Annotated in this window: 13 protein-coding genes and 1 tRNA gene; 10 read left to right on the plus strand and 4 right to left on the minus strand. The window is 59.2% G+C overall.

Annotation, left to right across the window (positions count from 1 at the left end):
* Window positions 1-5 precede the first annotated feature (5 nt).
* Both U9R25_18620 and U9R25_18625 read right to left on the minus strand, forming a co-directional pair.
* Complete coding sequence (locus U9R25_18620; protein MEA3337912.1) at window positions 6-965, minus strand: tyrosine-type recombinase/integrase; 960 nt, start codon at window positions 963-965, stop codon at window positions 6-8.
* A gap of 192 nt (window positions 966-1,157) precedes the next feature.
* Window positions 1,158-1,231, minus strand: a tRNA-Lys gene (locus U9R25_18625).
* Window positions 1,232-1,459: 228 nt separating this feature from the next.
* On the opposite strand from U9R25_18625, the gene U9R25_18630 reads away from it, so the two are divergent.
* Window positions 1,460-2,419, plus strand: a complete 960-nt coding sequence (locus U9R25_18630) for a site-specific integrase (GenBank protein MEA3337913.1) — start codon at window positions 1,460-1,462, stop codon at window positions 2,417-2,419.
* Between the two features lie 437 nt (window positions 2,420-2,856).
* Here U9R25_18630 and U9R25_18635 read toward each other — a convergent pair whose 3' ends face one another.
* Together U9R25_18635 and U9R25_18640 are read right to left on the minus strand one after the other, a co-directional pair.
* The gene (locus U9R25_18635) at window positions 2,857-5,166 is read right to left on the minus strand and encodes a transglutaminaseTgpA domain-containing protein (protein MEA3337914.1); all 2,310 of its coding nucleotides are present in this window, start codon (window positions 5,164-5,166) and stop codon (window positions 2,857-2,859) included.
* 2 nt (window positions 5,167-5,168) lie between these two features.
* Window positions 5,169-6,521, minus strand: coding sequence for a DUF58 domain-containing protein (locus U9R25_18640; protein ID MEA3337915.1), 1,353 nt, complete (start codon window positions 6,519-6,521; stop codon window positions 5,169-5,171).
* A 337-nt stretch (window positions 6,522-6,858) separates the two neighbouring features.
* Here U9R25_18640 and U9R25_18645 point away from each other — a divergent pair, with 337 nt between their 5' ends.
* From U9R25_18645 to U9R25_18685, 9 genes are all read left to right on the plus strand, one after another.
* Window positions 6,859-7,023: a hypothetical protein gene (locus U9R25_18645; protein MEA3337916.1), complete on the plus strand. Its 165-nt coding sequence runs from the start codon at window positions 6,859-6,861 to the stop codon at window positions 7,021-7,023.
* Window positions 7,024-7,258: 235 nt separating this feature from the next.
* The gene (locus U9R25_18650; protein ID MEA3337917.1) at window positions 7,259-11,335 is read left to right on the plus strand and encodes a hypothetical protein; all 4,077 of its coding nucleotides are present in this window, start codon (window positions 7,259-7,261) and stop codon (window positions 11,333-11,335) included.
* A 38-nt stretch (window positions 11,336-11,373) separates the two neighbouring features.
* A complete protein-coding gene (locus tag U9R25_18655; GenBank protein ID MEA3337918.1) occupies window positions 11,374-13,425 on the plus strand; it encodes a CHAT domain-containing protein in 2,052 nt (683 codons plus the stop codon).
* Window positions 13,426-13,434: 9 nt separating this feature from the next.
* Window positions 13,435-17,136, plus strand: coding sequence for a hypothetical protein (locus U9R25_18660; GenBank protein ID MEA3337919.1), 3,702 nt, complete (start codon window positions 13,435-13,437; stop codon window positions 17,134-17,136).
* 232 nt (window positions 17,137-17,368) lie between these two features.
* Window positions 17,369-18,967, plus strand: a complete 1,599-nt coding sequence (locus tag U9R25_18665) for a PPC domain-containing protein (protein ID MEA3337920.1) — start codon at window positions 17,369-17,371, stop codon at window positions 18,965-18,967.
* 11 nt (window positions 18,968-18,978) lie between these two features.
* Window positions 18,979-22,173, plus strand: coding sequence for a hypothetical protein (locus U9R25_18670; protein MEA3337921.1), 3,195 nt, complete (start codon window positions 18,979-18,981; stop codon window positions 22,171-22,173).
* 44 nt (window positions 22,174-22,217) lie between these two features.
* Window positions 22,218-23,381 carry a C1 family peptidase gene (locus tag U9R25_18675; protein MEA3337922.1) on the plus strand — a complete coding sequence of 388 codons (1,164 nt, stop codon included), beginning with the start codon at window positions 22,218-22,220 and terminating at the stop codon, window positions 23,379-23,381.
* A gap of 150 nt (window positions 23,382-23,531) precedes the next feature.
* The gene (locus U9R25_18680; protein MEA3337923.1) at window positions 23,532-25,226 is read left to right on the plus strand and encodes a CHAT domain-containing protein; all 1,695 of its coding nucleotides are present in this window, start codon (window positions 23,532-23,534) and stop codon (window positions 25,224-25,226) included.
* A 14-nt stretch (window positions 25,227-25,240) separates the two neighbouring features.
* Window positions 25,241-26,429, plus strand: a 1,189-nt coding sequence (locus tag U9R25_18685) for a hypothetical protein (protein ID MEA3337924.1), incomplete at its 3' end; no start/stop codon positions are given.

The raw sequence follows: 26,429 nt of genomic DNA on the forward strand, positions 1-26,429 counted from the left end.
GGAGTCTACTTCCGCTTCCGCCGACTTCGACCGGCCGTCGACAACATCCGGTCCACCGGTGAAAACTTGTTGTGCTGCACCTGGACGTGGGACTGCGCCAGGTGCAGATACATTTGCGTCACATCCAAACTGGTGTGACCGAGCATCAGTTTCAGCGTCATCACATCGCCTCCATTCATCAGGTACCGCACAGCAAAGGTGTGTCTGAAAAGATGAGCGTGCAGGCGTGGCACGCCGGCAGCCTTTCCCAGCCGTCTCAACGCTTGCGCCAGGCCAGAATATGTCAGCGAGACAGAATCCACCGATAAGAAAAGTGATGCTATCGTCGAATTCGCTGGTTCGGGCCGATACACGTGGAAGTAACGAAGCAACGCCTTCCTGGTCGCGCCTCCAAACGGTACGATACGCTCCTTATCCCCCTTTCCGATGACCTTGACATAGCCTTCCTCAAGGTGCATGTTCTCCAACGTGACCCCACATAACTCAGAAGCTCGAATACCCGTGTCAAGAAGCAACAGGACAATGGCGCGCATTCGCGCACCCAGGAAGGTGGCAGGATTAATCGCTTCGACGACACACCGTATTTCCTTCTCTGATAGAATCTCTATCATCGTCTTCGGTAACTTCGGTGGCTTCAACCGTTCGAAGGGGCTGGTTTCTACGTAGTCCTCTTCTTGCAGCCAGTTCCCGAAGGCTTTGAGCGTTCGCACATAAGCGTGGATGCTGTGAGGTGACAGACCACCTTCCTTAACCGGTCGCATATGGTGATCTTCATAGCGCGTAGTCCTGCCTTGCAGGTGCGCAATAAGGGATCTTGCCTCGTCGAGTGTCAGGTCCTCCAACGTAGCCGCCTGGCCATTACACACAAAATCGGTAAAACGCGCCAGATGGGCTTGATACCAATCCAGGGTCTTCTTACTCCTCCCCTCGATTTGCTTAGACACAATGTAGAGATCAATCAACACCGAAAGGGGAATTTCCGCTCTTCGTTGTCCCGATTTGTCGGCCACCATGGTAGTTCCTCCCGGCCCGAATCTGGGCCTACTTGAAAAAAGAGTCAGTGTATCATGGCAGAAAACCGTCAATGTGTCGGAATTGAAAAAGCGACACACTGCACCAGAGTCAGTGTGTCGCAATCGGGCGATTATGTAACTTAGTGACCCACCAGGGACTCGAACCCCGAACCTACTGATTAAGAGTCAGCTGCTCTGCCAAATTGAGCTAGTGGGCCAGACTGCCTGCATTATATCTCAGCCACCATGGATGTCAAATGGCAAATAGTATCCGTTCACCCGCTCAACTTTGCTCTCCTGCAACTCGATCTACTATGCCCCCTATCACTCGACAATAAACGTTTTTTGTAAGCCCTTGACAAAACGCCAGACCTGTGTTATGATAAGTTCATCTTTACTACGCGAAGGTACCAACACTGGCTGACTAAGCACCAAGGATGACTACAATGAACCCAGCAGACCAGCCAACACTATTCCCATCGCCTGGAAGACCAGGCGCCAAAACCGCCCCGGTAGCAACGCTCTCACCCCTGAGCTCCCGCTCTTCTCTCGCGTCCGCCGCCAGCGCGTTCCATAACCACATGCTACGGCAAGGCTTCTCGGAAAACACCGTCAAAGCGTTCTCCGGTGACCTGCGCCTGCTCATGAAATACATCCCGCCAAACTCCAATATCAGCCGTATCTCCACCCATGACCTGGAGAACTTCCTGACCTGGATGCTGACAGAGCGGGGCAAACCCTGCAGCCCCAAGACCTACGCCCGTCGCCTGACAACGCTTAAGGTCTTCTTTAAATGGCTGTACGATAGCAATATCATCGCCAATGACCCGGCAGCTCCCATTGCCCACCAGCCCGCACGTACCCCCCTGCCTACCATCCTCTACGATGACGAGGTAGAACGGCTGCTGCGCTATACCAGAGACCTGCTCTGGGATCGAAAGCCAGACGCCAGGCCCTATCTGCTCGTAAGCCTGATTCTGCAAACCGCCATAAAAAAGAGCGAATGCATGAATATCGAGCTCGAGCACATAGACGTCAGCAATCCCCGCGCACCGGTGCTCTATATTCGCTATGCGAACGCCCGCATGCGGCACAAGGAACGAAAGCTAGCGCTCTCGCCCCAATTCCCGCCTATCATGCGCCAGTACATCCAGCAATATAAACCCCAGGAACACCTGTTTGAATGCACAGCACGTAACCTGGAATATGTACTGGCTGATGCCGGCGACGTGGCGGGGATCGAACACAAGTCGGTTTCCTTCGAAACCCTGCGCTGGACATCCGCTGTACGCGATTATCGCACCGGCCTGTCACCGGATCAGTTGCGGCAAAAACTGGGGCTCTCGAAGATCAGCTGGCGCGAAACCAGCCAGAAGATTCGCCGGCTTTCATCGCCAGCCATCTAGCCCTCACCGAAAGGTTACCCGGCTTCAAACAAGTCCGCCCTTGGGGAGTCTTCCCCGTCCAATAATCTGTCTCCAATCAATGGCTCAAAACGTGGAGAACGACGACGGGCCGCCTCACATCGAGGTGGCCCGCACGCGTCCAATCCATCGGGCAGACATGCAAAATAACCGGGGTTCTATTCCTATCCTGCAAACGGCTGGCGTAACTGCTCAAGCAGTCTCAGTTTTTCCACAGATTTCGCCGATTGACACAGATTCAAACAAAACAATCTGGGCAATCTGTGGTTGATCTGAGCGCAAACAAGTCATTTTCCCGCCGAGCCTGAGTAGTAACCGGCCGGGTTTCTAAATCCCCACATTTCAGGAAACGATTGAACAGACCCCACCTTGCACAAAACACTGTTGACAATTGACCATTGACAATCAACTGTTGACCATTAACGCGGTCCCCTGCGCCAGCCCCAGCGCAACCAAAGGCGTCGCAAGGCAGGGTCCAGCCGACGCCAAACCTGGCGCGCTTCCGCCTCAGCCTCGCCACTCACCGGGCCGTATTGTGCAGTCTCGAAATCAGTTATGAAGTGCTTGATCCCCTGAGACGCCCTGTCAGCCTGAGGATCCGAGAGCGAGTCGACCTGAATGGAAAGGCCCTGGCCAAATTCACTGGGGGTTTCGCCAACCCCGGCCGGTCTGCCCAGGCGCCCACCCCAGCGTCCCAACTGTTCATACATACCCTCTAACCCTGGTTCAGGGCGGCGACGCCAGAATACCCAGAGCAGTAGCGCCGCCAAACCTACCAGAAGCACCACTACGATCCTGCGCACCCGCCGGCGCAGGATCTCATCCTCATGGAAAGTCTGAAGATCAACAGCCAACTGCTCGGCACTGGCCATCCGGGTACCAGCATCCCCAGGTACCGCCTGCCTCACGAAAGTAGCACGAGACGCGGTCGGTTCGAAAGGCACCCAACCCACACCAGGGAAGTAGAGTTCTGCCCAGGAATGAGCATCGTCCTCGTGCACGAGAAAGGCGCGCGCTTCCGGATCGAAATCGCCGGTGGCGTAACCTACAGCCAGGCGCGCTGGAATCCCCAGGCTGCGGGCCAGAACCACCATGGAAGACGCGTAATAATCGCAATAGCCCGCCTGCTGGTCGAAAAGAAAGAAATCAACTACATCCCGTCCCGGAGGCGGCGGTGCAACGTCCAGATCGTAGCGATAACCTCGTAGATATTCCTCCAAAATAAGAGCCTGATCAAAAGAGGTCTCTGCATCACCAGCCACCTCCTGGGCCAGCAAACGCACTCGATCCGGTATCTCCGGCAGTTCCAGATAACTGTCTCTCAGGTAGGACAGGTAATCGGTGCCCGCCGCGCGCAACGCAGCCTCATCCGCCGCCGGCACCATCGAGATTACATCGTACCGGCGGCCATCAGTTATCAGTGCTACCAGATCATCGAATGGCGCATCCGAACCACGGCGCACATAGCTCTCGTAAGGCCTGTTTGGCGCCAACGCTTCTCCAGCCGCATACAACGCTCGATCCCCCCCCCGCTCAAGGGTGATCATCTGCCTGAGTGTTTGCCTGAAAACCCCATCCTGCTCTGCCCATGGCTCGCCTGCTGCATGGCGACTCTCCTCGATCGGGCTGTTGCTCCAACCTCGACCGTCATAGGTATCGTTGGTCATTGCCCGCCAGTAATGTCTGGCCGCGGCAGGCGGTTCCTCCCATGGCGGCAACACCGCGAGCTGGCCGGTGCTGACCCGCATTACCAGAATTTCGCTTAACTCAGGGCCGCTGCCCAGCAGAAAGGAACGGGGCAAAGACCCGGATCCACCGCCACGGGCCAGAAGAGAACGAGGCGATCGCTGCAAACCTGGAAATAGCTGCCGTCCCTGTTCCTCCAGATCAGACGTCGGTTCACTCACAACGCCAGCGAACCAACTGGCGGTCGGCCTGACAACCAGGCGGGGCATCAGGGAGGAGGCGCCGAAAACCAATATCCCCAACCCGATCGCGGTAAACAGAATGTCCAGCCTGACGTCCCGGGAGTAATCCATGTCGAGTCGCTGCCACCGCGTTTCCCGCGCCCGACGTTCCATCAATACCTGTACCACGACCGCAGTGCCAAGGAAAAGGGGCAGAAAAATCCGTCCCTCCCAATAGAAATAGGCATTCAATACGATGATTGCCCCAGCCGGCAGCAGCGCCAGCAAGGTCCGCTGATGTCTGAAATACCACCAGCCCGCCCAGGAACCGGCCAACCACACCGCCAGGCAAACCAGCCACCGAAACACCGAATCATCCTGAGCGGCTCCCGCCCCCGTGGCGTCCTGTCCCCACTGCCAGAGCCGTACCGCCGCCTCTTGAATTGCCAACCCGGAATGAGCCAGCGGCCTCAGATACCATCGCACTTCCTCGGCCACCTGGGGCGCCTGCCGCCACCATACCAGCAAGGTAACAACCAGTAGTCCGGTGGCGAAGAGCAGGATCCCCGCGACCACGCCCGGCAGGTACCGTCGCCATCCAGAACCGCTCTGGCCGCGCGCGCCCACGATTCGACTGGCTGTAAAACCTGCCAGATAACCCAACGTCAACGCAGTGGTGGTCGGCCATCCCAGATCGGATACCCAGCCGGCCCCGCTCAAGGCCAAAGGCACCAACATCAAAGGAATCAACGGCGCCAGAAAGACCAGCCAACCCTCACGGGGTTCCAGACGTCTGAAGAGAGAAGCGAAAAGACCGTCCACGGTCAGACTACCTCCTCCACTTCCACGGCGATGACCCTGCCAGTCGCAGACAAAGTGCGCAGTTCCGTGCGGGTCCGGGTGATCCTCTGCAGCGGCTGGAACGTAAAGCTGCGGTCGATCAAATGGCTGGGAACGGCATGCTCGGCGAGCAGGACCTGCAGGTTGGCCCGCGAATCATCGGAGAGACTCTCAGCAGCGCCAGCGCTATCCAGGAAACTATCGCCGTCGAGCAGCAAGACCGCCGGTGCATTGCCGCGCCTGGTCAGGTCCAACAGCTCGGCGATCCACTCCGGCTCGGTCGATGGCGTTATCGTCACCAACGTCCTTCCCCGACCCAGGTTATCCCGGACATCGCGCAGCAATGTTGCCAGGTTAACATCGGACACTAACTCGGCGTGGGCCAGGGCTTCCAAAATACGCCACAGCTGAACCTGACTGGCCTGCGGGGAAATCAGCGTATCCTGAGCTACCAAACCGACACGCCGGTTTTCGGCCAACATCTGGGTCGCCACCGAGGCCGCCAGCGTGATGGCGTATTCCAGGGTGCTCTCGGCACCCTGCCCCACATGAACAGCTTGATCCAGGTCGAGTACCAGCCACAGATCACCGGAAGGCTCGAGGTCGAATTCCTTGACCATGAGCTGGTCCCAGTGGGCGGTGGTTCGCCAATGGATACGGCGCAGACTGTCACCAGGCACGTAGGGGCGAACGCTGGAAACGGTGGTCGTAAAATTGGGGGTACGCCGGATGGTTCGGGCAGGCCCCGGTGCATCGCCCCGCGGCAATCGCAGGTCAGGCAGATGCATCGCTCTGGGATACACCAGGATCGAGCGGGTGTCAGGCATCTCGACGATAACCTCGAAGATGCCCAGCGGATCCCCGGAGCGCAGTTCCCAGGGACCCAGGGTGAACACGCCGCGGTGTTGACATCTTCCCTCAGCCCGATAGCTCTGTTGGCCGTGATTGTTGACGCTTGCGACCCAATCCGGCCTGTAACCTGGCAGGTCGGAGCGGTCGATCACCTCAACCCACAGAGCCGGTACGTCTGACGCGTTTTCCACCACGAAGGTCTCAGCCATCACATCACCCACCAGCACCCAGGCGCCACGCAGATTGCGGCGCGCACTCAATCCTTCTGCCAGCAGGCGAGCCCAACCGTAGCTCAACAGCAACAGCACGATAAATCCAAGGATCAAACCCACCCATATCCGGGCAGGGTTGAACAGCTGATTGACAAACAGAAACGCCAGCAACAGCAAGGGTAGCTTTCTGCGCAACCGGATCGTACGATTCCTGTTGCTGGGCCTGAGTACAGCCCAGGGTAAACGGGAGTCGCCGGAGGTCTTAATCGTCATGGCATGGAGGCCGCGAGCCTTCCAAGGGAGTCATTCGTATCACAGTCCGAGTTTAGCATATAATGGGGGCATCGGCGAAACTTCCGGGAACATGATCACTTCGCCCGTCCGCGTCGGAGGATGTGGACTCCGCCTCCTCTTCACATTCCGACCTGCCGGCCCTCCAGAGAGACTGTCGACGAACAGTAACACGAGCCGGGACCCGGTTGACAACTGACCGTTGACAGTTGATTCCCTCCACCCCCACGCCGCCTTGCCCGGACTGGCGCCCTGTGTCATAATAGAAGCGTACTCGTCGGCACCTCACCCCACCTTCCAGCGCCCTCGAGGAGTGACTATGCTATTGGTTCAGATTCTGGCGGTCCTCGTCTTCGTCGGCCTGATCGTGCTGATGATCCTGGCTTTTATCGAACCCGGCCCGCTCGATCGCCGCAGCCGCGATAAACAGGGCGATCCTCCTGATCCAGCCGAGGATGAGCCACCCAAGGATCGCGGTTCATGAGCTGTTCCAACCCCCAGGCTCTTCCGGTTTGTCGACGTCATTCGCACCTTGCCGCCGCTCCCGCGAAACACGAAGGGTCTTTATCAACTCCTTTGCGCTTCGATTGTGATGCTTTCGCGCGTTGACAGTTTTGCACAAATTTGATATGATCATAGCCGGACGCCGTTAACACACACCTGCTGCTATAAACCCTGTTGCACGACCTTGTCCCTTGCCTGTTGCGGGAGCATCGAAGATGTCCATCGAGCCGGACGCTCGCCAGAATCCCTATCCCGGTCCCCGCTCCTTCCGAAAGGGGGAAACTCTCTATGGCCGCAGCCGGGAGACACGGGAACTGCTCGACCTGCTGATCGCCGAGCGAATCCTGCTGCTCTACTCCCCGTCAGGTGCCGGCAAAACCTCCCTCATCCAGGCCGCGTTGATCCCCGAATTGGAACAGGAGGGCTTTCGGGTGCTGCCGCCCATGCGACCGGGCCTCGAACCACCAGAACAGTCCGCTGCAACACAAACTCGCTTCATTGCCAGCTTGTTGAGTTCGCTCGAGAAGGAGCTTGAGAGCAACTTCGAGTTTTCTGCCGGCAGCTCTCTGGAGGATGCCCTGACCCTCCTTTCCTCCCCCGAAGAGGGTTGGGGCGGTGATGTTCTGATCTTCGACCAGTTCGAGGAAGTGTTGACCATCGATCCGGCTGACTTGGCTGCCAAGAGCGCCTTTTTCCAGCAGATTGGTCAGGTGCTTCGCGACCGCCAGCGCTGGGCACTGTTTGCCATTCGGGAGGAATTCATCGCCGGCCTCGATCCATACCGCCGGTTCATCCCCACCCGTTTCGCCGCCACCTACCGGCTCGAGCCCCTTGATCGCACAGCGGCCATGCAGGCAATGCAGGCCCCTGCCGAAATGGCTGGTGTGACCTTCACCGATGAGGCTGCCAGCCAACTCGCCGATGATTTGAGATTGGTTCGCGTCCAACTACCCGACGGCAGCACCAAAACGGTACCGGGCCGTTATGTCGAGCCAGTCCAGCTGCAGGTGGTCTGTCGGCGCCTGTGGAACGGCCTGTCACCCACCGATACGACCATCGATGTCGACGATGTTGCAACTGTAGGCGATGTAGATGATGCCCTGCGCAGCTATTACGCTGAGACGGTAGCTGCGGTCTCGGCCGATATGAACGTTCGCGAACGGGTCATCCGCGACTGGGTGGATGCCAATCTGATCACCGGCATGGGAATCAGGGGCCAGGTGCTGATGGGCGCCACAGAGAGCAAATCGCTGGACAACAACGTCATCTGGCGCTTGGTCGGCGCTCACCTGGTGCGAGCCGAGCAGCGACGAGGCGCCACCTGGTTTGAACTGGCCCACGACCGCCTGATTGATCCGGTCGTTCAGGACAATACCGCCTGGCGAGTGGCACACCTCAGTGCGCTGCAACGACAGGCTGCCCTTTGGAACGCCGAGGGACGTCCTGACGGCTTGCTGCTCCAGGGAGATGCCCTGGAAGAGTCTGAACATTGGGCCAGGGACCACGAGGATGCCCTGCTGGATTACGAAACCGATTTTCTGTCAGCCTGTATCAGGGCACGCAGCCAGCGGGAGCAGGAACAGCGTTTGGCCCGTCGTATGCGCTGGCTGGCCATCAGCGCTGCACTCTTTGCCCTGTTTGCAACAATTGCAGCCTTTCAGGCATGGAACCAATCACAGGCTGCCAACCAGGCCAGGCAAGAGACCGAGGCTGCCCTTTTCGTTAGCGAAACGGCGGAGGCAAAAGCACAGGTTGCTCTTCAGCAGGCCCAGGAAGCGCAGGAAACTGCTCAGGCGGAACGGGACCGCGCCCAGGAACAGGCCAGGATTGCTCTCTCCCGCAAGATCGCAGCTGATGCCCAAACGGCTCTTGGAGCAGGACAGGATGGCATCCTCTTGTCAGTGGGCGCATGGCAGGTCACCGACACGGCCGAGGCCAGGAACACCGTCAGCGAAGCGCTGGCTACCTGGCGAGGCCGGGGCATTCTGGGACCCCACGAGCGCCAGGTTCGCGGTGCCCAGTTTAGTCCCGATGGCCAGCTAGTGGCCACTTCGGCGCGGGACACGGTCCATCTCTGGGAGATCGACGGAGAACATCGCACACTGGCGCTACGGGGCCACACAGAGGATATCACCGATCTGGCATGGAGCCCCGATGGTACCTTTGTAGCCACAGCCGGCCGCGATGGCACTGGTCGACTGTGGGACGCTGAGACAGGCAGGGAGTTGTGGCAAATCCCGGTGCCAGGCGGCGCCATGTCCCTGGCCTTTCACCCGGATGGGCACACGATTGCTTTCGGCGCCCAGGACGGACCTGTTCTCCTTAACCAGGTCCCAACGGGAGAGGAAATCGTTACGCTGCCCAAACTGGGTTGGGGGTTTCCCGTCAAGATGCACTTCAGTCCCGACGGCGAATCCCTGGCCGCAGCCTATAGCGACGATGCCGCAAGAATCTGGCGTGGGGATCAGGTCACCGAATTGAAAGGGCATGGTACCATTGTCTGGGATGTAGCATGGAGCCCCGATGGGCGGCAACTTGTGTCTCTGGGCAACGACGACACCCTGCGCCTCTGGGACGTCGAGACCGGCGAGCAGTTGGCTGTCACCGACGATGGACGGGAACTGGAACACCGGGTGTGGTTCAGTCCCGATGGAAGATATGTAACCGCCACCAGTCGGGCCAGGGTGGCCTACCTCTGGGATCTCGCCGACCCGGAACAACCCCTGCACATTCTGCCAGGACACGCCGAGGCTGTCACGATGGCCAACTTCAGTCCTGACGGCAAACAGCTGGCCACAGCCAGTTTCGATGGGTCTTCGATCCTCTGGGATGTGGAAACGCGATCGCAGCTTGCTCGTCTGACCGGACACACCGAGCGCCTTTGGTGGGCCAGTTTCAGCCCCGATGGACGCTTCGTGATCACCACCAGTGACGATGCCACGGCACGCCTCTGGGACGCTAATGCCCATCTTGGAGGAGAATTAGCCGCCCGGGCTTTCTCCCGTCCTGTGCGTTTCGCAGGGTATAGTCCCGGTGGCGATGCCATTGTCGCCCTCCATGAGAATAGACTGATTCACTGGAACCTGAGCAATGGAGATGAAGTTGATCTCGAGATCGACCAGCCCGACATGCCGGCTGCCGCCGTGACGCCCAGCGGCGACGCGCTGGCAGTTGCCGATCATCAGGGCACAGTACGGCTTTGGAATCCCGCAACGGGTATGTTGCTGTGGGAAATCCCTGCCCAGAACGGCACCCTGGTCCACGATCTGGCCTTCGATCCGGCGGGCGAAATCCTGGCTTTGGCGCGACAGGATGGCACTGTGGAACTGTGGAATGTTGACTCTGGCCAGCGGCTGGATGCACAACACGTCCACAGCCGGGATACCTATGCCGTGGCTTTTAGTCCCGATGGCAACTGGCTCGCTTCCGGCGGCGCCGATGCCACGATTGGACTCTGGGAATGGCGAAGCGGGGCTGCTCGAAAGCAACTGCGAACCACCAGCGGTGTGTTCAGGGACCTGGCCTTTTCACCCGATGGGCGACTGTTGGCCGCCGCCGATGACAATACGGGAGTTCTGGTCTGGGATATGGAGACACCGGACTCCTGGCAGATGAAGTTGGCCGTTGACACGCCCGTTAGAGACATGGCGTTCGGCCCGGACAGCGAGACTCTGGCGTTGGCTCACGAGTCGGGAAACATTACGCTGGTGAAGTGGCGCGTTGGAGCCCGCACCACGCTGTTGGGCCATCAGGGATGGGTGGAGTCGCTGGCCTTCTCGCCGGACGGCCAGACCCTGCTGTCGGCAGGCCACGACGGCACAGTTCGGGTCTGGCCGGCAACGACCGAGGGGCTGGTTGAACTGGCCTGTCAACGAGTTGATGGATCGGCCCGCCTGGGGGAAATGGCGTCCGGCCCCCTGATCGACCCGGAGGTCGAGATTTGCCCTGAGTCAGATATTGTCCGTTGGATAGAAAGCGAGCGGATGCCCCAGCCGGGACCACCGGTCGATTCCAGCGAGCTGCTGCCGCAACCTGAGTTGCCGATCATATACTATTTTGAGGCCCATCCCCACAGCAGCATAGAGGGCGAAAGAGCGATTACTCTGATCTGGCACGGCGCAAATGCCAGAGAAATTCACCTGCACGATCCCGCCAAGGAAAACACAGGTGTCACATCGCCGGATACCCGCCAGATCGCACCCCTGGAGACGACTGAATACCGCCTGGAAGTAAAAAACGACCAGGGTACGGTTGAACGAATATTGACCGTTACGCGAGTTGATAATGAATAGCGATAGAGTAATTTTTCCCTCCGACAGGAGCGATGCATATGAGCTATGCTGATCTGGAGATAAGTCTCCACCGCCGGGACGAAAACACCTATAGTGTCGAGATGAACTTTCGGCAGCCCGGAAGTGATGCCGATATCCGGCCGGAGGTGGACCCCGACTCCTTCGCAGCTTTTGATCTCGTCGATCTGCGAGCCGCGGTTTCCAACGAGGATTACGGAAGACTTCTCGCAGAGGGCTTTTTCGGTAACAGCCAGATCAAGGAGAACTTCGCCAGGGCGCGAACGGCGGCTCAAGGCCAAAGTCAGGCGCTGCGGATACGTCTTCACGTCGGTCCCAGCGTCCCTGAGCTTCACAGCCTGCACTGGGAAACACTGTGGGATCCCGATCGGGATACACCGCTGCTGACGGGTGAAAATATCCTGTTTTCACGATTTCTCAGCAGCCAGGACTGGCGTCCAATTCGCCTGAGGCCAAAGGAAAGGCTGCGGGCCCTGGTTGTGATCGCCAATCCCGATCATTTGGCGAGTTTCCAACTTACGCCGGTGGACGTCGCCGGGGAGTTGGCGCGTGCCCAGGAAGCTCTGGTTGATATCGACGTTGATGTTCTCGCCGCCCCCGGTGAGGCCACCTTGAACAACATTGCCGACCGGCTCAGAAAGGGTTATGACATTCTCTACCTGGTCGCCCATGGCGCACTGATTCGGGCAGAGCCCTGGCTTTGGCTTGAGCGTGACGATGAAGCCATCGAACCGGTAGCGGGTCAGGACCTGGCCACCCGGCTCAACAAACTCAAACTCCGCCCCCGATTGGTGGTGCTTGCCTCCTGCCAGAGTGCCGGTACCGGCGAGGAAACGCGGTCGAACGACGAAGGTGCGCTGGCAGGTTTGGGCCCGCGACTTGCAGTGGCAGGTATCCCGGCCGTATTGGCCATGCAAGGCAACATCACTATGCGAACGGTACAGCGGTTCATGCCGCGATTCTTCAGCGAACTGCTCCGCGACGGGCAGATCGACCGCGCCGTCGCCACCGCTCGCGAGGATGTGATGGATCGACCGGACTGGTGGATGCCGGCCCTGTTCATGCGCCTGCGAGAGGGACGGATCTGGTATGTTCCCGGCTTCGGTGGCAAGGCCGAGACCATGCGAAAATGGCCGGCGCTGCTCAGCAATATCGAGAACATGCGTTGTACGCCCATTATCGGTCCAGGACTGATGGAGTCGCTCGTGGGCTCACGCAAGGAGATCGCGCGCCGCTGGGCCCAGGCGTATCAGTTTCCCATGGCGCCCCACAGCAGCGAAGACCTGCCCCAGGTCGCCCAGTATCTGGCTGTCGATCAACAGTGGGCCTTCCCCAGGGATGAGCTCGGAAAATACCTGCGCGGCGAGCTGCGCGAACGGCTGGGCGTTGAAGGAGACGATCCCCTCAGCCGAGCAAGCCTCGACGAGTTGATTACCGCCCTTGGCGAACGGGATCAGGAAGGGGGCAAACCCGATTCCCACCAGGTCCTGGCTGGTTTGCCGATCCCCATCTACATCACCACCGATCCCAGCAGTTTACTGGAGCAGGCACTGAAACGGGCAAACAAGGATCCACAGATCGAAATCTGCCGTTGGAACGATGATATCGAGCTGTTTCCCTCCATCTACGACAGGGAAAAGGACTACGAACCCACCCCCGACCGGCCCCTGGTATTCCATCTCTTTGGCCGGATCAAGACGCCGGAATCCATTGTATTGACCGAGGATGACTATTTTCGCTTCTTGATTGGAGTCACGAGCAAAAACGAGCTGATACCTCCCCGCGTGCGTCGCTTCATGGCCGACTCAGCACTGTTGTTTCTCGGCTTCCGGCTGGACGAGTGGGACTTCCGCGTGCTGTACAACAGCCTTACCAGCCAGGAAGGGCGATTTCGCCGGTCGAGATATGCCCACATCGCCGCCCAGGTCGACCTGGCTGAGGGTAGGTTACTCGAGCCCCAGCGGGCATCTGAATACCTGGAGTCCTATTTCCAGGAATCGGATGTCAGCATCTATTGGGGAAGTGCCGACGATTTCCTTCAGGAACTACATCAGAAACGGCAGGAAAGGTAACTACCGGGAATGCGCGAAGGGGCTTGCCAGAATCCCTATCCGGGACCCAGATCTTTTGAGAAAGGCCAGCAACTCTATGGTCGGGAGCGGGAAGCGCGCGATCTGCTGGACCTCTTGATCGCGGAACGCATTCTCCTGCTCTACTCACCATCCGGTGCTGGAAAAACATCGCTCATCCAGGCCGCCCTTATCCCAGACCTGGAGCGGGAGGGTTTTCAGGTACTGCCACCAATGCGTCCCGGATTGGCGCCTTCCGGCGAGGCAGAATCTGCTAATCGCTACCTGCAGAGCCTGGTCCAGTCGTTGCTCGGAAAAGACTCGGCTGAACGGAACGATTTTGGCGCCGACTTCGAAGCAACCCTCTCCCGCCTGTCGGACCGGTCAGGAACATGGCATGGCGAGGTCCTGATCTTCGATCAATTTGAGGAGGTGCTGACGGTCGATCCCGCCAACCAGGAAGCCAAGGCCAGCTTCTTCCAGACGATCGGCAGGGTCCTCCAGGATCGAAACCGCTGGGCCATCTTCGCCATGAGGGAAGAATTCATCGCCGGCCTGGATCCCTACCGTCGTTTCATTCCAACCCGGCTTTCTGCCACCTACCGCCTGGATCTGTTGTCCCCCCAGGCTGCCGTGCAGGCCGCTCAGCAACCGGCCCATGATTGTGATGTGCTCTTCACCAACGAAGCAGCCCACAGCTTGATTTCCGACCTGCGTATGGTTCGCGTGCAGCAACCCGATGGCGCCACGACCATCGAACCTGGTCCGTTCATTGAACCGGTGCAACTGCAAGTGGTCTGCCGCCGCCTGTGGGATGGCCTGGCGATCGATGATGACGAAATCGGCCTGGATGATCTGCAAAAGGTCGGCAATGTAGACGACGCGCTTCAGGGCTATTACGCCGGCACGGCATCTGAGATCGCCGCTGCAAGCGGGATTCCCGAGAGAACGATCCGCCAATGGGTGAGCCGGCAGTTGATCACCGGAAGTGGAATCCGGGGACAGGTGTTGCGAGGAGCCGACACAAGCCAGGGGCTTGACAATCGAGCGATTTGGCCCCTGGTGGATGCCCATCTGGTGCGCGCCGAAGAGCGACGGGGCGCTACCTGGTTCGAACTGGCCCACGACCGCCTGATCGATCCCGTCCGGGAGAACAACGCGGTCTGGCGCGAAGCCCATCTCAGCCCCCTGCAACGCCAGGCCGATCTCTGGGACAACCAGGGCCGGCCGGAGGGTTTGCTGCTCACCGGTGATACCCTCGCCGAGGCGGAGCGCTGGGCCGACAGCCACCGTGCGGAGTTGACCGGCGCCGAGAAAGCACTGTTAGAGCAAAGCACGGCGGCAAGGGATTCGTTAGAGAAGGAACGCCAGCAGGCCCGCCGTCTCAGGCGCTGGGCAGTGGCTGCCACGCTGCTGGGCGGGCTCGCCTTGATCGCCCTGGTGGCCGCGATTCTACTGTTTCTGCAAGCGCGCGACCAGGCACAACAGGCCCAGTCCCGCGAGCTTGGCGCCAGGGCAGAACGCCTGCTCGATACGCAGCCTGACCTGGCCATGCTCCTGGCGGTGGAAGCCGGCAACGTGGCCGACACCGTCGATTCCACAGGAAGCCTGTTGACGGCCCTGGAACATACACCACAGCTGATCTCGGTGTTGCAAGCAGATGGCGCCCGGCCAACGGCCATTGATTATCACCCGGATGGCCGTTATGTCGCTGTTGGCGATTATCGCGGAAACCTTCGTGTTTGGGATCTTGGATCCCGACAACCCTTAGTGACCATGCAGCCATTCGGTGAGTGGTCCCATGTCGCGGCACTGAAGCACAGTCCGCAAGGTGACCTGCTGGCGATGGCAGAATATGACGGGGCGATAAAAGTCTACGAAGTGAACCGTGATCTCGGCTCTTCCCAACTGTTCCGCTTCGACTCGGGCCAGTCCGCTGTCGAAAGCCTGGCCTTTTCGGCAGATGGTGCCACATTGGCAGTGTTAGGAAAAGGCGCGGGTTACTCCGGTAAGTCGTCGGTATCACTCTGGAATCTTGCTTCGCCTAAAACGCCAATCCCCCTGGATACAGACGCCGAAATCCGGGGAATGGCGAGCCACCCCCGGGAGACCTGGATGGTCACTGCCGATGCCGAGAGCATGCTTCAGTTCTGGGATAGCAACACGGGGCGTTCCATGGGGCAACTGGAAGCGCCGCTGGACTGGGTGGACACAATCTCCTTGTCCCCTGATGGCGAGCGCCTGGCGATTTCGGGCCAAATCTTCGACAGCCAACCGGGCAATGCGATAAGCGTGTGGAGAACAGCTGAGCTCATGAGGCATGAAGAGCCATCCGCAAAACCATACGCAACAGGCCGGCTGGCAAACACTGCCACAGGATTCGTGCAGATAGCCGAGCCCCACGCGTTAGTCAAACGCAACCTCAACCAGGTCGGCGATGTCGCCTTTTTTGTAAGCCTCGACGGCCTGGGGGGGCCAGACACCATCGGTCTGTGGGATACAGAAAAAGGGACCATTTGGTCGTCCAATACCGACGTATCGACGCTGCGCAGCCACTTGACCGCCCTTGGCAGCGTAGGCTTTGATCCGGTTGGCGACACCCTGGTAACCGGTGGCCAGGATGGACGTCTAGTCCTCTGGTCGACGTTACCCGAGGCACGGCTGGGACAACGAATCGGCGCATTCTTTGACGAGATATGGACGGTGGCTGTCGGCCCGGATGGATCAAAACTGGCGCTGGGAGATGACCATGGAAACGTGGTTCTCGCCGATCGGGAGAAAGGAGAATGGATCGAGGTAGGCAGGCACTCTCGGGACGACCAGGGTATGGCCATCCGCAGCATTGCCTTCCATCCCGACGGTACTGTCCTGGCATCGGCTGGCGAGGATGGTTTTGTTCGTCTCTGGGATCTGAGCACTTCGCCGGCCCACCAACTTGCCGCACTGCACCATAGCGACAAGGAGTTCGTCGCCAGCGTCGCCTTTTCTCCCGACGGCCAAACCCTGGCCTCCGGAGCTCTCGATGGCACCGTCAAACTGTGGGATCTTGGACAAGACAACCCTGAGCCCGACGACCTGGGAACGGTGGAGGGCAGCGCGTGGACCATGGCTTTCAGTCCCGATGACAGGCTGGCCGTGGGCGACGAAAACGGCAACGTGACGATCTGGTATCTCGAAACCGGCATCCCCGTCACCCGCGACGTGGGGCAATTCGTGCGGGCCCTGGATTTTGATAGCCAGGGCCGGCGCCTGGCGGTTGCAACCATGGAGGGTCCGATCACGATCTGGCAGGTGGGGCGAGTCGATCAGTGGAAGCAGTTGGCTACCCTGGTCGGACACGGTGCCGCGGTGTTTGCCTTGGACTGGAGTCCGGACGACCGGATGATCGCATCAGGCGACGAGTCAGGCACGATCCGCCTGTGGGATGTTGCCAGCGAGCGCCAGATCGGTGAGCCCCTGGTGGGCCACGGAAATGAGCCGGTCAACGGACTGGCGTTTGGACCAGACAGCGTTTTCCTGGTTTCCGTTGGGGATGATGGCAGCGTCGTTGAATGGAAACTGGACAGGGAAACGTGGCGCAAACTGGCCTGCCAGGTGGCCAATCGCAACATGACAGAGCAGGAATGGAAACAGTTCATGACAAGCCGGCCCTACAACACCACATGCCCTGGAACCGCTGGTGATCCCGGGTCAGAAGACCTGCTGCAACAATGAGGGCCCGATCATCAATGGTCGATGGTCGATTGTCAATTGTCGATTGCCAATGGCGCCAGCGGAGACAGGCCGATATTCGCACTCATTATCCCAGAGCGTTGCGGCTATTGACACTCCGACATTCTGGCATATTGACATTCCAGCATTCCGACATCCTAATCTCATCGATGCCATCGTTTAATACAGTAGATGTGAGTAAAGAGAAAACGTTCTGTCAAAACGAGGTGTTGCTATGAGAAAAAAGAAAATGACCCTGCAAAGACCTGTTGTTCTGGGTGTTGTCTTCCTGCTCCTGATCGCTGGCCTGGCGATGGGCATGGCCGGTGGCAACGGAACTGCCCATGCCCAGATAGTCCTTCCCACCGTGCAGCTCTTCGAGCTGATCCAGCCGGTCCCCACGCCCACGCCGCGGTTCCTGAAGCTCAGACCGGTTATAGGAACTCTGTTGACACCGCTGCCCATCGATGAACTGACCATCGTAACGATCACACCGTCCTGTGGTAAGGCCACCAAAATCGGCCGGCCTCTTTCGGTCCAGCTGCCCGGCAATGACGTAACCTGCCGTTTCCCCTTTTCCGGCCGCCAGGGACGCGTCGTCTCCATCTCCATGAAACGGCAGAGCGGCGATTTTGATCCCTTCGTCGAACTTTTCGATCCGGACGGGCTTCGGCTGGCCTATGACGACGACAGTGGCAAAGGACAAGACAGCCGCATCAGCAACTTCCGCTTGCCCGGAAAGGGTACCTACACGGTGGTGGCCAGGTCCTTCGATGGCCGGGGCAGCGGCACCTTTCGTCTGGCAATTGAGCCAGGAGCAGCAGCCGAAGCCACACCCGATTCTTTATGCACGGGAGCATTGCTGACCGGTCGCGGCAAAACCGCCCAGGTACCCTACGATGGCGCCGATTGTCGTTTCACCTTCAGCGGTTCACCGGGCCAGGCAGTCAACATCGCCATGGACGCGTTGGCCGAAGGCCTGGACCCCGAGCTGATCCTGCTGGATCCCGATGGCAAGGACATCGCCCGCAATGACGATGATCACGTCGATACCTTGAACAGCCGAATTCGTGATTTCAAACTACCTGTCAGTGGCCAGTACACGGTCGTGGCGCGCGGCCTGGAGGGCAATTCGGCGGGACCCTTTCAGATCACCTTCTGGCGTAGCGATCACTGCAAGGCTTCCGCCGGACTTAGGGACATTTCCTATGGAGAGGTGACCGGCGATGGCATTGGCTGCATCTTTGCCATCGAAGGCTTCCAAGGACAACGCATTAAGGCATCGGTCGAACGCCTCAGTGATGATCTTCAGCCTGAAATCACGCTCCTGGATGCCGGCGATAACATCATCGGTCAGGAGATAGAGGGATCCCTACAGCTTTTTTTGCCCCATGATGGTATTTTCCGTATTGTGGTGAATGGATTGGAAGGAACAACCGGACGCTTCAAACTGGCATTGAAACCGGTGTGGATCCTCATGTCCGCCCCCCTTTGCGGTGGATTGATGGAATCGGGGGATTTCCGCAGCGATTCACTCAGGGATCCCAGCACCGAATGCAGATTCTCTTTCGATGGCAAGGCCGGAGATAACGTCACCATTCGCATGACCAAGGGCAATCTAACGCTCGATCCCTACCTTCTCCTGCTGGCACCCGAGAATCGCTCTCACGACTCGACCGATGATCCACTGGCATTGGACGATGATGGCGCTGGCAATCGCAACAGCCTGATTCGGGATGAACCATTGCCCTACGACGGCACCTATACGATCATGACCCACTCCTACGAACATCGGACCGATGGCCTCTTCTTTCTGTCGCTGTGGATTGACTAAGGAGCACCTCGTTGAGCGATCAGCCGCTCGTCTTTAATGGAATCAATGGCGCCACGGGCCAATACCTCCTGGCGCCACGGTCTCTCGAACAATTGGCGCGGGATATCACCCAGGGCCCCGCAGTATCCTCCTACCTGACTGTCGAAACTAAACGCCGGCCCACCGAAGGGGTTGACCCCAACGATCTTTCCCAGGCCGGATGGGGCGTCATCTTCGCCTTTGGCGACCGGGAACGCCTGCCTGCCCTCAAGGATGCCCTGGGCGAACTACTTGCACACCGTCGCGATCAGGCCGGTGAGCGCTACAGAGAGTTCTGCGAACCGGACGATTACTGGCCCGGCGATAGCAAGGATGATTTTCTGGTTCGCCACGGGGTCGGCCCCGGTCCGGTCGACCCGCGAAAAATCCCCTACTACCTGTTGATCGTGGGGGACCCGGAGGCAATCCCCTACCGCTTTCAGTACCAACTCGATGTACAGCACGCAGTCGGCAGGATCCATTTTGAAACACTGGAGGAATACGCCCAATACGCTCGCAGTGTAGTGACGGCGGAGACAGGTCGCCTGGCGCTGCCACGGCAGATCACTTTTTTCGGCGTGGCCAACAGGGACGATCGAGCGACTCAAACCACCGACGAACAGTTGATGAAGCCTCTGGCTGAAGCGGTTAGCAGTGGTCAGCAAAGCTGGCAGGTTGAAACGGTGACCCCGCAGTCGGCCTCGAAAAGCCGGCTCAGACAGCTTCTGGGTGGCGAGGAAACCCCCGCCTTGCTCTTCACCGCCAGCCATGGCATGGCTTTTCCCAACAGCGACGCCCGCCAGTTCCCCCACCAGGGCGCTCTGCTCTGCCAGGACTGGCCCGGACCGGACGACTGGGATGGTCCCATTCCCCAGGATTTCTACCTGGCGGGAGATGACATCGATGATGGCGCCCGGCTCCTGGGTCTCATCACATTCCACGCGGCCTGCTACGGCGCCGGCACCCCGCGGCTTGATGATTTCACCGACAATCCTTTCGACGAGCCGGATACCATAGCGCCTCAAGCCTTCGTGGCCCGCCTGCCCCAGAGGCTACTGGCTCATCCCAAAGGTGGCGCACTGGCGGCAGTAAGCCACGTCGATCGACTGTGGGGCTATTCATTCGCCTGGGGACGGGCCGGCAACCAGACGGCAGTTTTCGAGAGTTTTCTGCACCGATTATTGAACGGCCACCGGGTTGGCAACGCGGTTGACTACTTCAACGAACGCTACGCAGAATTGGGAACGATTCTGAGTGAACGCCTGCGCCTTGTCAGGCTTTTCCGCGATACCTCTAACATCGACGACCTGGAAATCGCCAGCCTCTGGACCGCCTATAACGATGCACGTAGCTATGTGATCGTCGGAGACCCGGCAGTGCGCTTGCCCGTGGCAGATCCGGGCGAAAACCCGACGGCCCGGACCGGGATTGCAGCGATCGAGCTTTCGGCCATATCATCCGACTCGGGAGATGCTGAAGGCGAGTCGACAACCGAAGCCGGCCCTGATGAAACGGACAACACCGCTGCGATCATTTCTGCTTTGCACGACCTAAACGATAACGTTTCGTTGCGCATCACGTCGTTAATAGAACAGAGCAACCAGTCGCAGGTTCAGAAACGCCTCGGGCAGCTGGGCGATCAATTGGCCGCTGCCATCGAGGGCGTCGCCGACACGCTTGAAACTGAAGCTGTTCCAGGAAGAGGTGGCAACATGACAGAGGATCGTTTGTACTTCAATGGAATCGACGGTGAAACCGGCGAGTACCTGATGGAATCGATGACCTACGAGCAGGCATCCAGCTACGCCCGCGGCGAACCGGCTAACACAGACGAGAAGAAGACCCTCAACAAACTGTCCAATGACTTCAACAAGCCCGGGCATCTCGGCCTGCCGGAGGGAATGTCCCGCAAAAAGCTTGCCGATGCCGGCTGGGCTGTTGTCTTCCACAAGGATGAAAACCCTGAAGTAAAGACAGCGCTGCAGAAGCTGCGCCAGCATCGCCTGGACGAAGATGTCAAGGATGCCGCGCGGGTCAAGGTTTTGGAATATAATGGATCGGATAGCGCCAACCGCTGGCTTGCCGGGCTTGAGGTGAAACGTGGCACGATTCACCCCTGGAAGGTGCCCTACTATCTGCTGCTGGTCGGCAGCCCGGAAAAGATACCCTTCCACTTCAGCCAACTCCTTGCCACCGAGTACGCGGTCGGCCGGCTTCATTTCAATACGCCCGCCGGAGAGCCGGATATCCAGGCCTATGAGCGTTACGTTCAAAGCATCATTGACTATGAAAAGAACAGCAAGGTGAATAACAGCAAGGAAGCCGCTTTTTTCGCGACCCGTCACAGATGGGATAGGGCCACCAACCTGGCCGCCGACCTGTTGGTCAACCCGTTGCTGGAGGGAATACCGGCCGGGAATGGCGCACCCGCCTTTCTGCCAGTCGCCTGCGAAGCGGGATTCGGCAATCGACCCGTCCTGGACGAAGCAGCAACCAAACAGGCCTTCTTCGATCTTCTCGCCCCTGGAAATGACGCCCACTCCCCTGCATTTCTTTTTGCCTCAACCCACGGCATGGGCTTCCGAAAGCCGCTGGACGACCGGCAACGGCAGGAAGCGGTCCAGGGAGCCCTGATCTGCCAGGATTGGAAGAAAGGCCAGTGGAAGCCCAAACACTACATGACCGCCCGGGAACTGCCCGACAACAGCAAGCTCCACGGCATGATCGCCTTTCTTTTTGCCTGTTATGGCTGTGGCACCCCGGCCTACGACCAGTTTCTCTATCGACCAGGCCAGCCGCCGGTGGAGATCGCAGCACGCCCCTTCATCGCAGCCTTGCCCAAGGCAATGTTGAGCCACGACAACGGTGGTGCTCTGGCCGTGATCGGCCATGTGGAACGGGCCTGGTCCTACTCCTATGCCCTGAAGCGAAATTCGCTGATCGAGCCCTTCCGCAACGCGGCCATAAGAATCATGAAAGGAAGGCCGGTCGGCTACGCCATGCAGGAATTCGGCGAGATGTTTGCCCACCTTTCGGCCGATCTCACCCATTTGACCAAACAACGCACCTTTGGTGCGGATATTGACGATGAACAGTTTGCCCGCTTCTGGAGCGAGCGCAACGACGCGGCTGGCTATGCCATCATCGGAGATCCAGCCGTGAGACTCAACGTGGAAAAGCTACATTGATAACGTCAACCTCGGATTGAATGCATCAGAAAGGAGCTTCAACAATGGCAGATAAAAAGGGTACCCCGCTCACCGGCATCGACGGTTTTCCCGAAGACGCCACAGACAAACTGGCCGAGTTGTGGATCACCACCGCCGAGGAATTGGTCGGCATCGCCCGACAGGAGGGTGTCGACGGATTGAGTGTTTTCCTGGATGCCACGGAGGAGGAGGTCGGCGCACTGGTCGATCTCGCCAACGATGCCTTGCCGGACGACGTGGCCATGTCCGACGATGTCATGGAAGTGGCCCTTGGCGCTATGGACGCCGCGGAGGGGGAGCACCCGGATGATGAACCGGTCTCCATGGCACCGCTCCCCCCTATCATTAACCTTCTGCCCGGTATGCCGGCAGTGCGGGACCAGAAGAACAGAGGCACCTGCGTCGCCCACGCCTGTGCAGCAGTTCGGGAATACCTGCTGGGCGAGGATAGCACTGAGGATAATCTGTCGGAGCAATTCCTCTACTGGGCCTGCAAGCAGCGAGATAACTGGCCCGGCGAAGGCACGTGGATCAAGTATGGCATGGCCATTCTGCAGGATACGGGCATCTGTGCGGAGGGTATCTGGCCCTACAATCCCAATCCCGAAGCGGGCAACGAGAGCCAGGGGCCACCTCCGGCCGACGCTGTCGGGAAAGCAGGCAATTTTAAGATAACCGGTTTTTCCAAGACGCAGCCGCGCTGGACCACAAAAATCCGCGAAGCGCTTGCCGATGGAAAACCTGTTGCCTTTGCTGTTCCCGTCTACAACTACTGGTTGACCGATCCAGCGCGCACCACTGGAGACCTCCGCATGCCCATGCCCACCGATAGCAACATCGGCGGGCATGCCATGGCCATGGTTGGCTATGAAGATGACCCCGACGTCCCCGGCGGTGGGTTCTTTTTGATCCGCAACAGCTGGGGCACCGATTGGGCAGCCGACAGCCCTCTGCAGGCGGGCTACGCCCGGTTACCCTACCAGTACATCGCCATGTTTGGCCGGTCAGCCTATACGGCTGCAGCCGCCGCACCGCCGCCAGATCCGGAACCTGAGCCGGAACAGCCTGTTGAGCCGGAGCCCAATGAGCCCCAACCCGAGCAGCCCGAGCCGGAGGAACCGGAGAAGCCCGACATTGGCGACGACATCTCCGACTGGCTTCGTCGCCTGATGGATCGCTTCAAGTAGCAGACGATCAACTTCCAGGAAGCTGAGATCCCGGGACGTCCCCGAAAAAGACAGCTTCCTGGAAGTATACGGGAGTCAAATCAACAGCGCCATTGCAACAACCTGATAACCCAACAGCTCCCACGAGCTCCCATCCGCAAAGGTCCAACCATGATCTCGACCAACCTTGGCCCGCGCGACGATTACGCAACCCTGCAGATCGAGGTCTCCTCGCCGACGGTGGCAGGCGAGCCCTTTCTGATCAAACCGCGTCTCCCTAATTGGCGCAGCCTGGATGCCTGCACAGCGACCTTCGATCTCGTGGAGCTGCTGAGCCACGATCACGATCCGCCAACCTATGGTGCTTTGCTGGGAAAAGCCCTCTTCGCCGATGATGCCCTGGGTCCCGCCTACCGCGAGATCATCGCAGCTGTTCGCAGCCGGGGTGACGGCCTTCGGGTGCGCCTTGTGAACAACGCCGATGAGTTGGCCGAGCTTCGCTGGGAACGCCTCTACCATCCCTTTGACGGCCAGTGGCTGCCCCTGGGTTCGACCGCATCCACTCCGTTCTCTCGTTATGTCGATACAAAACAGTGGGACAGACCGCTGCCACCAACCCAACGTCCCTTGCGTTTGCTGGCCGTGATCTCCTCGCCGCAGGATCTGGGCACCTACCAATTGGATCCCATTGAAATCGAAGAGCGCCAGTTCCTCATAAACTTCATGCAGGCGCTTCCGCAGGCGGATGTCAGAATCCTCGAAAGTGGCACGGCCAACCCGCCCACACTGAACGAGATCCGAAAAGCCCTGACTGACGGGGTTCACATGGTTCACTTTCTCTGCCATGGTGCTGTCACCGATCTTGGCTCCGTGCTTTTTCTGGAAGATGACACCGGAAACACCGCCGTGGTCACTTCGGACCGGCTGGTAAATGCATTCAAGGCTGTCGACGTTCCACCTGTGCTCTGCTTCCTGGCGGCATGTGAGACAGCAGAACGCTCGGCCAACAGCGCTCTGGTGCCGCTGGGACCTGCCCTCGTGGCCGATGGCGGGGCGCATGCCGTGGTCGCCATGGCTGACAAGGTCGGAGTCAAGACGGCCCAGCTCTTCTCCCAACAGTTTTTCGCCCGTCTTCTGAACCACGGCGTGGTCGATCTGGCAGTCAACGAAGCCCGCGCTCTGGTGCAGGATCAATGGGATTGGGGCGTGCCCGTGCTCTTCAGTCGCCTTCCTGACAACCAGTTGCTGGATTTTCCTATCGGCAGCTTCTACGATAACTACCTGAACCATGCCGATCGGGCCTATCTGGCTGCCGATCAGGCATTGGCCGCCGCCCGGCTGGAAGACCACGGCTTCGACCTGATCGAGGATCTTGAAGGTTTGATCAAGGAGCTAAGCAAGAGCCACGGGGTCCTGGTAGCTGTTTCCGACAAGTTCCGTCGCACCGGCGCCAATCCTGCGACGTTCGCGGAAAAGTTTGAGGACTTCTATTTCGACTTCAAGCTGTATTACGACAACGAGGCGTGGGTCGAAGAGGAGGCCTCCTGTCGGGAAATCGACCGTTTGGGACACCTGATCATGCCCCGGTTGCGTCCCTTGCTCGACAACGCTACCTTCGACGCGTTAGGCCAAGAACTGGCGCTACTGGGTGATGCCGACCGGGTACTGCTGCGTTTCTTCAGCGAATACCTGGATGAGATGAACGAGGCCGTGGAATCGATCTACACCCACGTGGTCGACGGCGAGATCGACCTGGCGATCCAGGAAAAGCGGGATTTCGAGGCGCAAATCACCCCCAGCTTCCGCCGCAGCAAGCAGATGTTTGGCCGCATGAATGACAGCGTCACCGCTGCCATGGCTGCCTGACAAGGATGGGCAGTATGTCTGATATCAAAGATATCGCTGAGTCTTCAGCGCGACAGGTCAGTCCCCCGGATTGGCCGGCGACTAGCCACCGTGCGAAAATCGCACTGAAAGAGGAGATTCCGTCGCTCATGCTGGCCGGCGAAAAGATTCCCCTGTCGCTGCAGATCACCAACCTCAGCGATCGCACCTGGCAGCCCGATGGCCCCGACGGCGTCGAATTGGTAACGCGGATTGAACCGCAGGAACCGGAGTTGCTTACCCCGCCGGAACAACGCTGGCCCCTCAGTCAACCGCTGCAGCCCGATGAGACCCTGTCCTGGAACCGATCATCCAACGCGCCCCGCACCGGGGGCACCTACCTGATGGTATGGGACATGGCCCGGGCCGGCGACGATGGACTCTTTTCTGAACATCTGGGCCGGCCACCGGATAGTGCCCGATTTGTAATCGTCGACATGGACACCGTGCAGACGATCCTGCCCGGCCTTTTCAAGCGGCCCGAGGATGAGATCATCCAGTGGCTGGCCATGGTAGCGCGCATTCTGCCTGACGAACCTGACACGGCGCTTCAGCAGTCTCTCCTGAACGACGGCCTGATCAAGGGACTCTTCCAGTCTCACCTGGGCGTGCGCCGCGAGGCGTTGTACGGGCTTCACGATCAGTACCAGGACCATATCGTGGCTTCTATCGATTCCGAGATTGAACGGGCCCTCAAACATCCCGACAACGACCTGGAACCGGTCCTCAATCTCAGTACCCATCCCCAGGTCAAGGCTGAAGCCCGAATCTGGCTGCAAACGTTGATCGCCCAGGTACATCCCGGGCGACTCGAGGCTCACATCGTGGAGGAAATGGCCCGCCTTTTCGCCGATGGCAAGTTCGAACGCGCCCTGGCGCTCGCCCAGTCCATCCCAGACCAGGATATTCGGGTGACCGTCTTGCTCTCTTGGGCGGAGTCCATGGCCGAAGATGATACGGAAAACCAGACGGCGCAGGTCATCTCCCTGGTCCTTGACGAAGCCGCTTCCCTCAGCGAACCGCGGAAGAGCGACATTGGGCTCAGAGCGGTCGGGATTCTGCTCAGCGCCGGAGAGCTGGAGAGGGCACTGACCGTCGCCCGATCGATCGATGACCCGGCGCGCAGGGTGCAGGCCCTGGCCGCTACGGAGACGGGGGGAGGGGGCGACACGGAGACGGAGGGAC

This window comes from Chloroflexota bacterium (assembly GCA_034717495.1).
Taxonomy (GTDB): domain Bacteria; phylum Chloroflexota; class Anaerolineae; order JAAEKA01; family JAAEKA01; genus JAYELL01.

What these genes read in the sequence shown, in the direction of transcription:
- U9R25_18660 (MEA3337919.1), top strand. Translation starts at nt 13,435, where the DNA reads ATGCGCGAAGGGGCTTGCCAGAATCCCTATCCGGGACCCAGATCTTTT.
- U9R25_18655 (MEA3337918.1), top strand. Translation starts at nt 11,374, where the DNA reads ATGAGCTATGCTGATCTGGAGATAAGTCTCCACCGCCGGGACGAAAAC.
- U9R25_18640 (MEA3337915.1), bottom strand. Translation starts at nt 6,521, where the DNA reads ATGACGATTAAGACCTCCGGCGACTCCCGTTTACCCTGGGCTGTACTC.
- U9R25_18650 (MEA3337917.1), top strand. Translation starts at nt 7,259, where the DNA reads ATGTCCATCGAGCCGGACGCTCGCCAGAATCCCTATCCCGGTCCCCGC.
- U9R25_18665 (MEA3337920.1), top strand. Translation starts at nt 17,369, where the DNA reads ATGAGAAAAAAGAAAATGACCCTGCAAAGACCTGTTGTTCTGGGTGTT.
- U9R25_18680 (MEA3337923.1), top strand. Translation starts at nt 23,532, where the DNA reads ATGATCTCGACCAACCTTGGCCCGCGCGACGATTACGCAACCCTGCAG.
- U9R25_18675 (MEA3337922.1), top strand. Translation starts at nt 22,218, where the DNA reads ATGGCAGATAAAAAGGGTACCCCGCTCACCGGCATCGACGGTTTTCCC.
- U9R25_18630 (MEA3337913.1), top strand. Translation starts at nt 1,460, where the DNA reads ATGAACCCAGCAGACCAGCCAACACTATTCCCATCGCCTGGAAGACCA.
- U9R25_18645 (MEA3337916.1), top strand. Translation starts at nt 6,859, where the DNA reads ATGCTATTGGTTCAGATTCTGGCGGTCCTCGTCTTCGTCGGCCTGATC.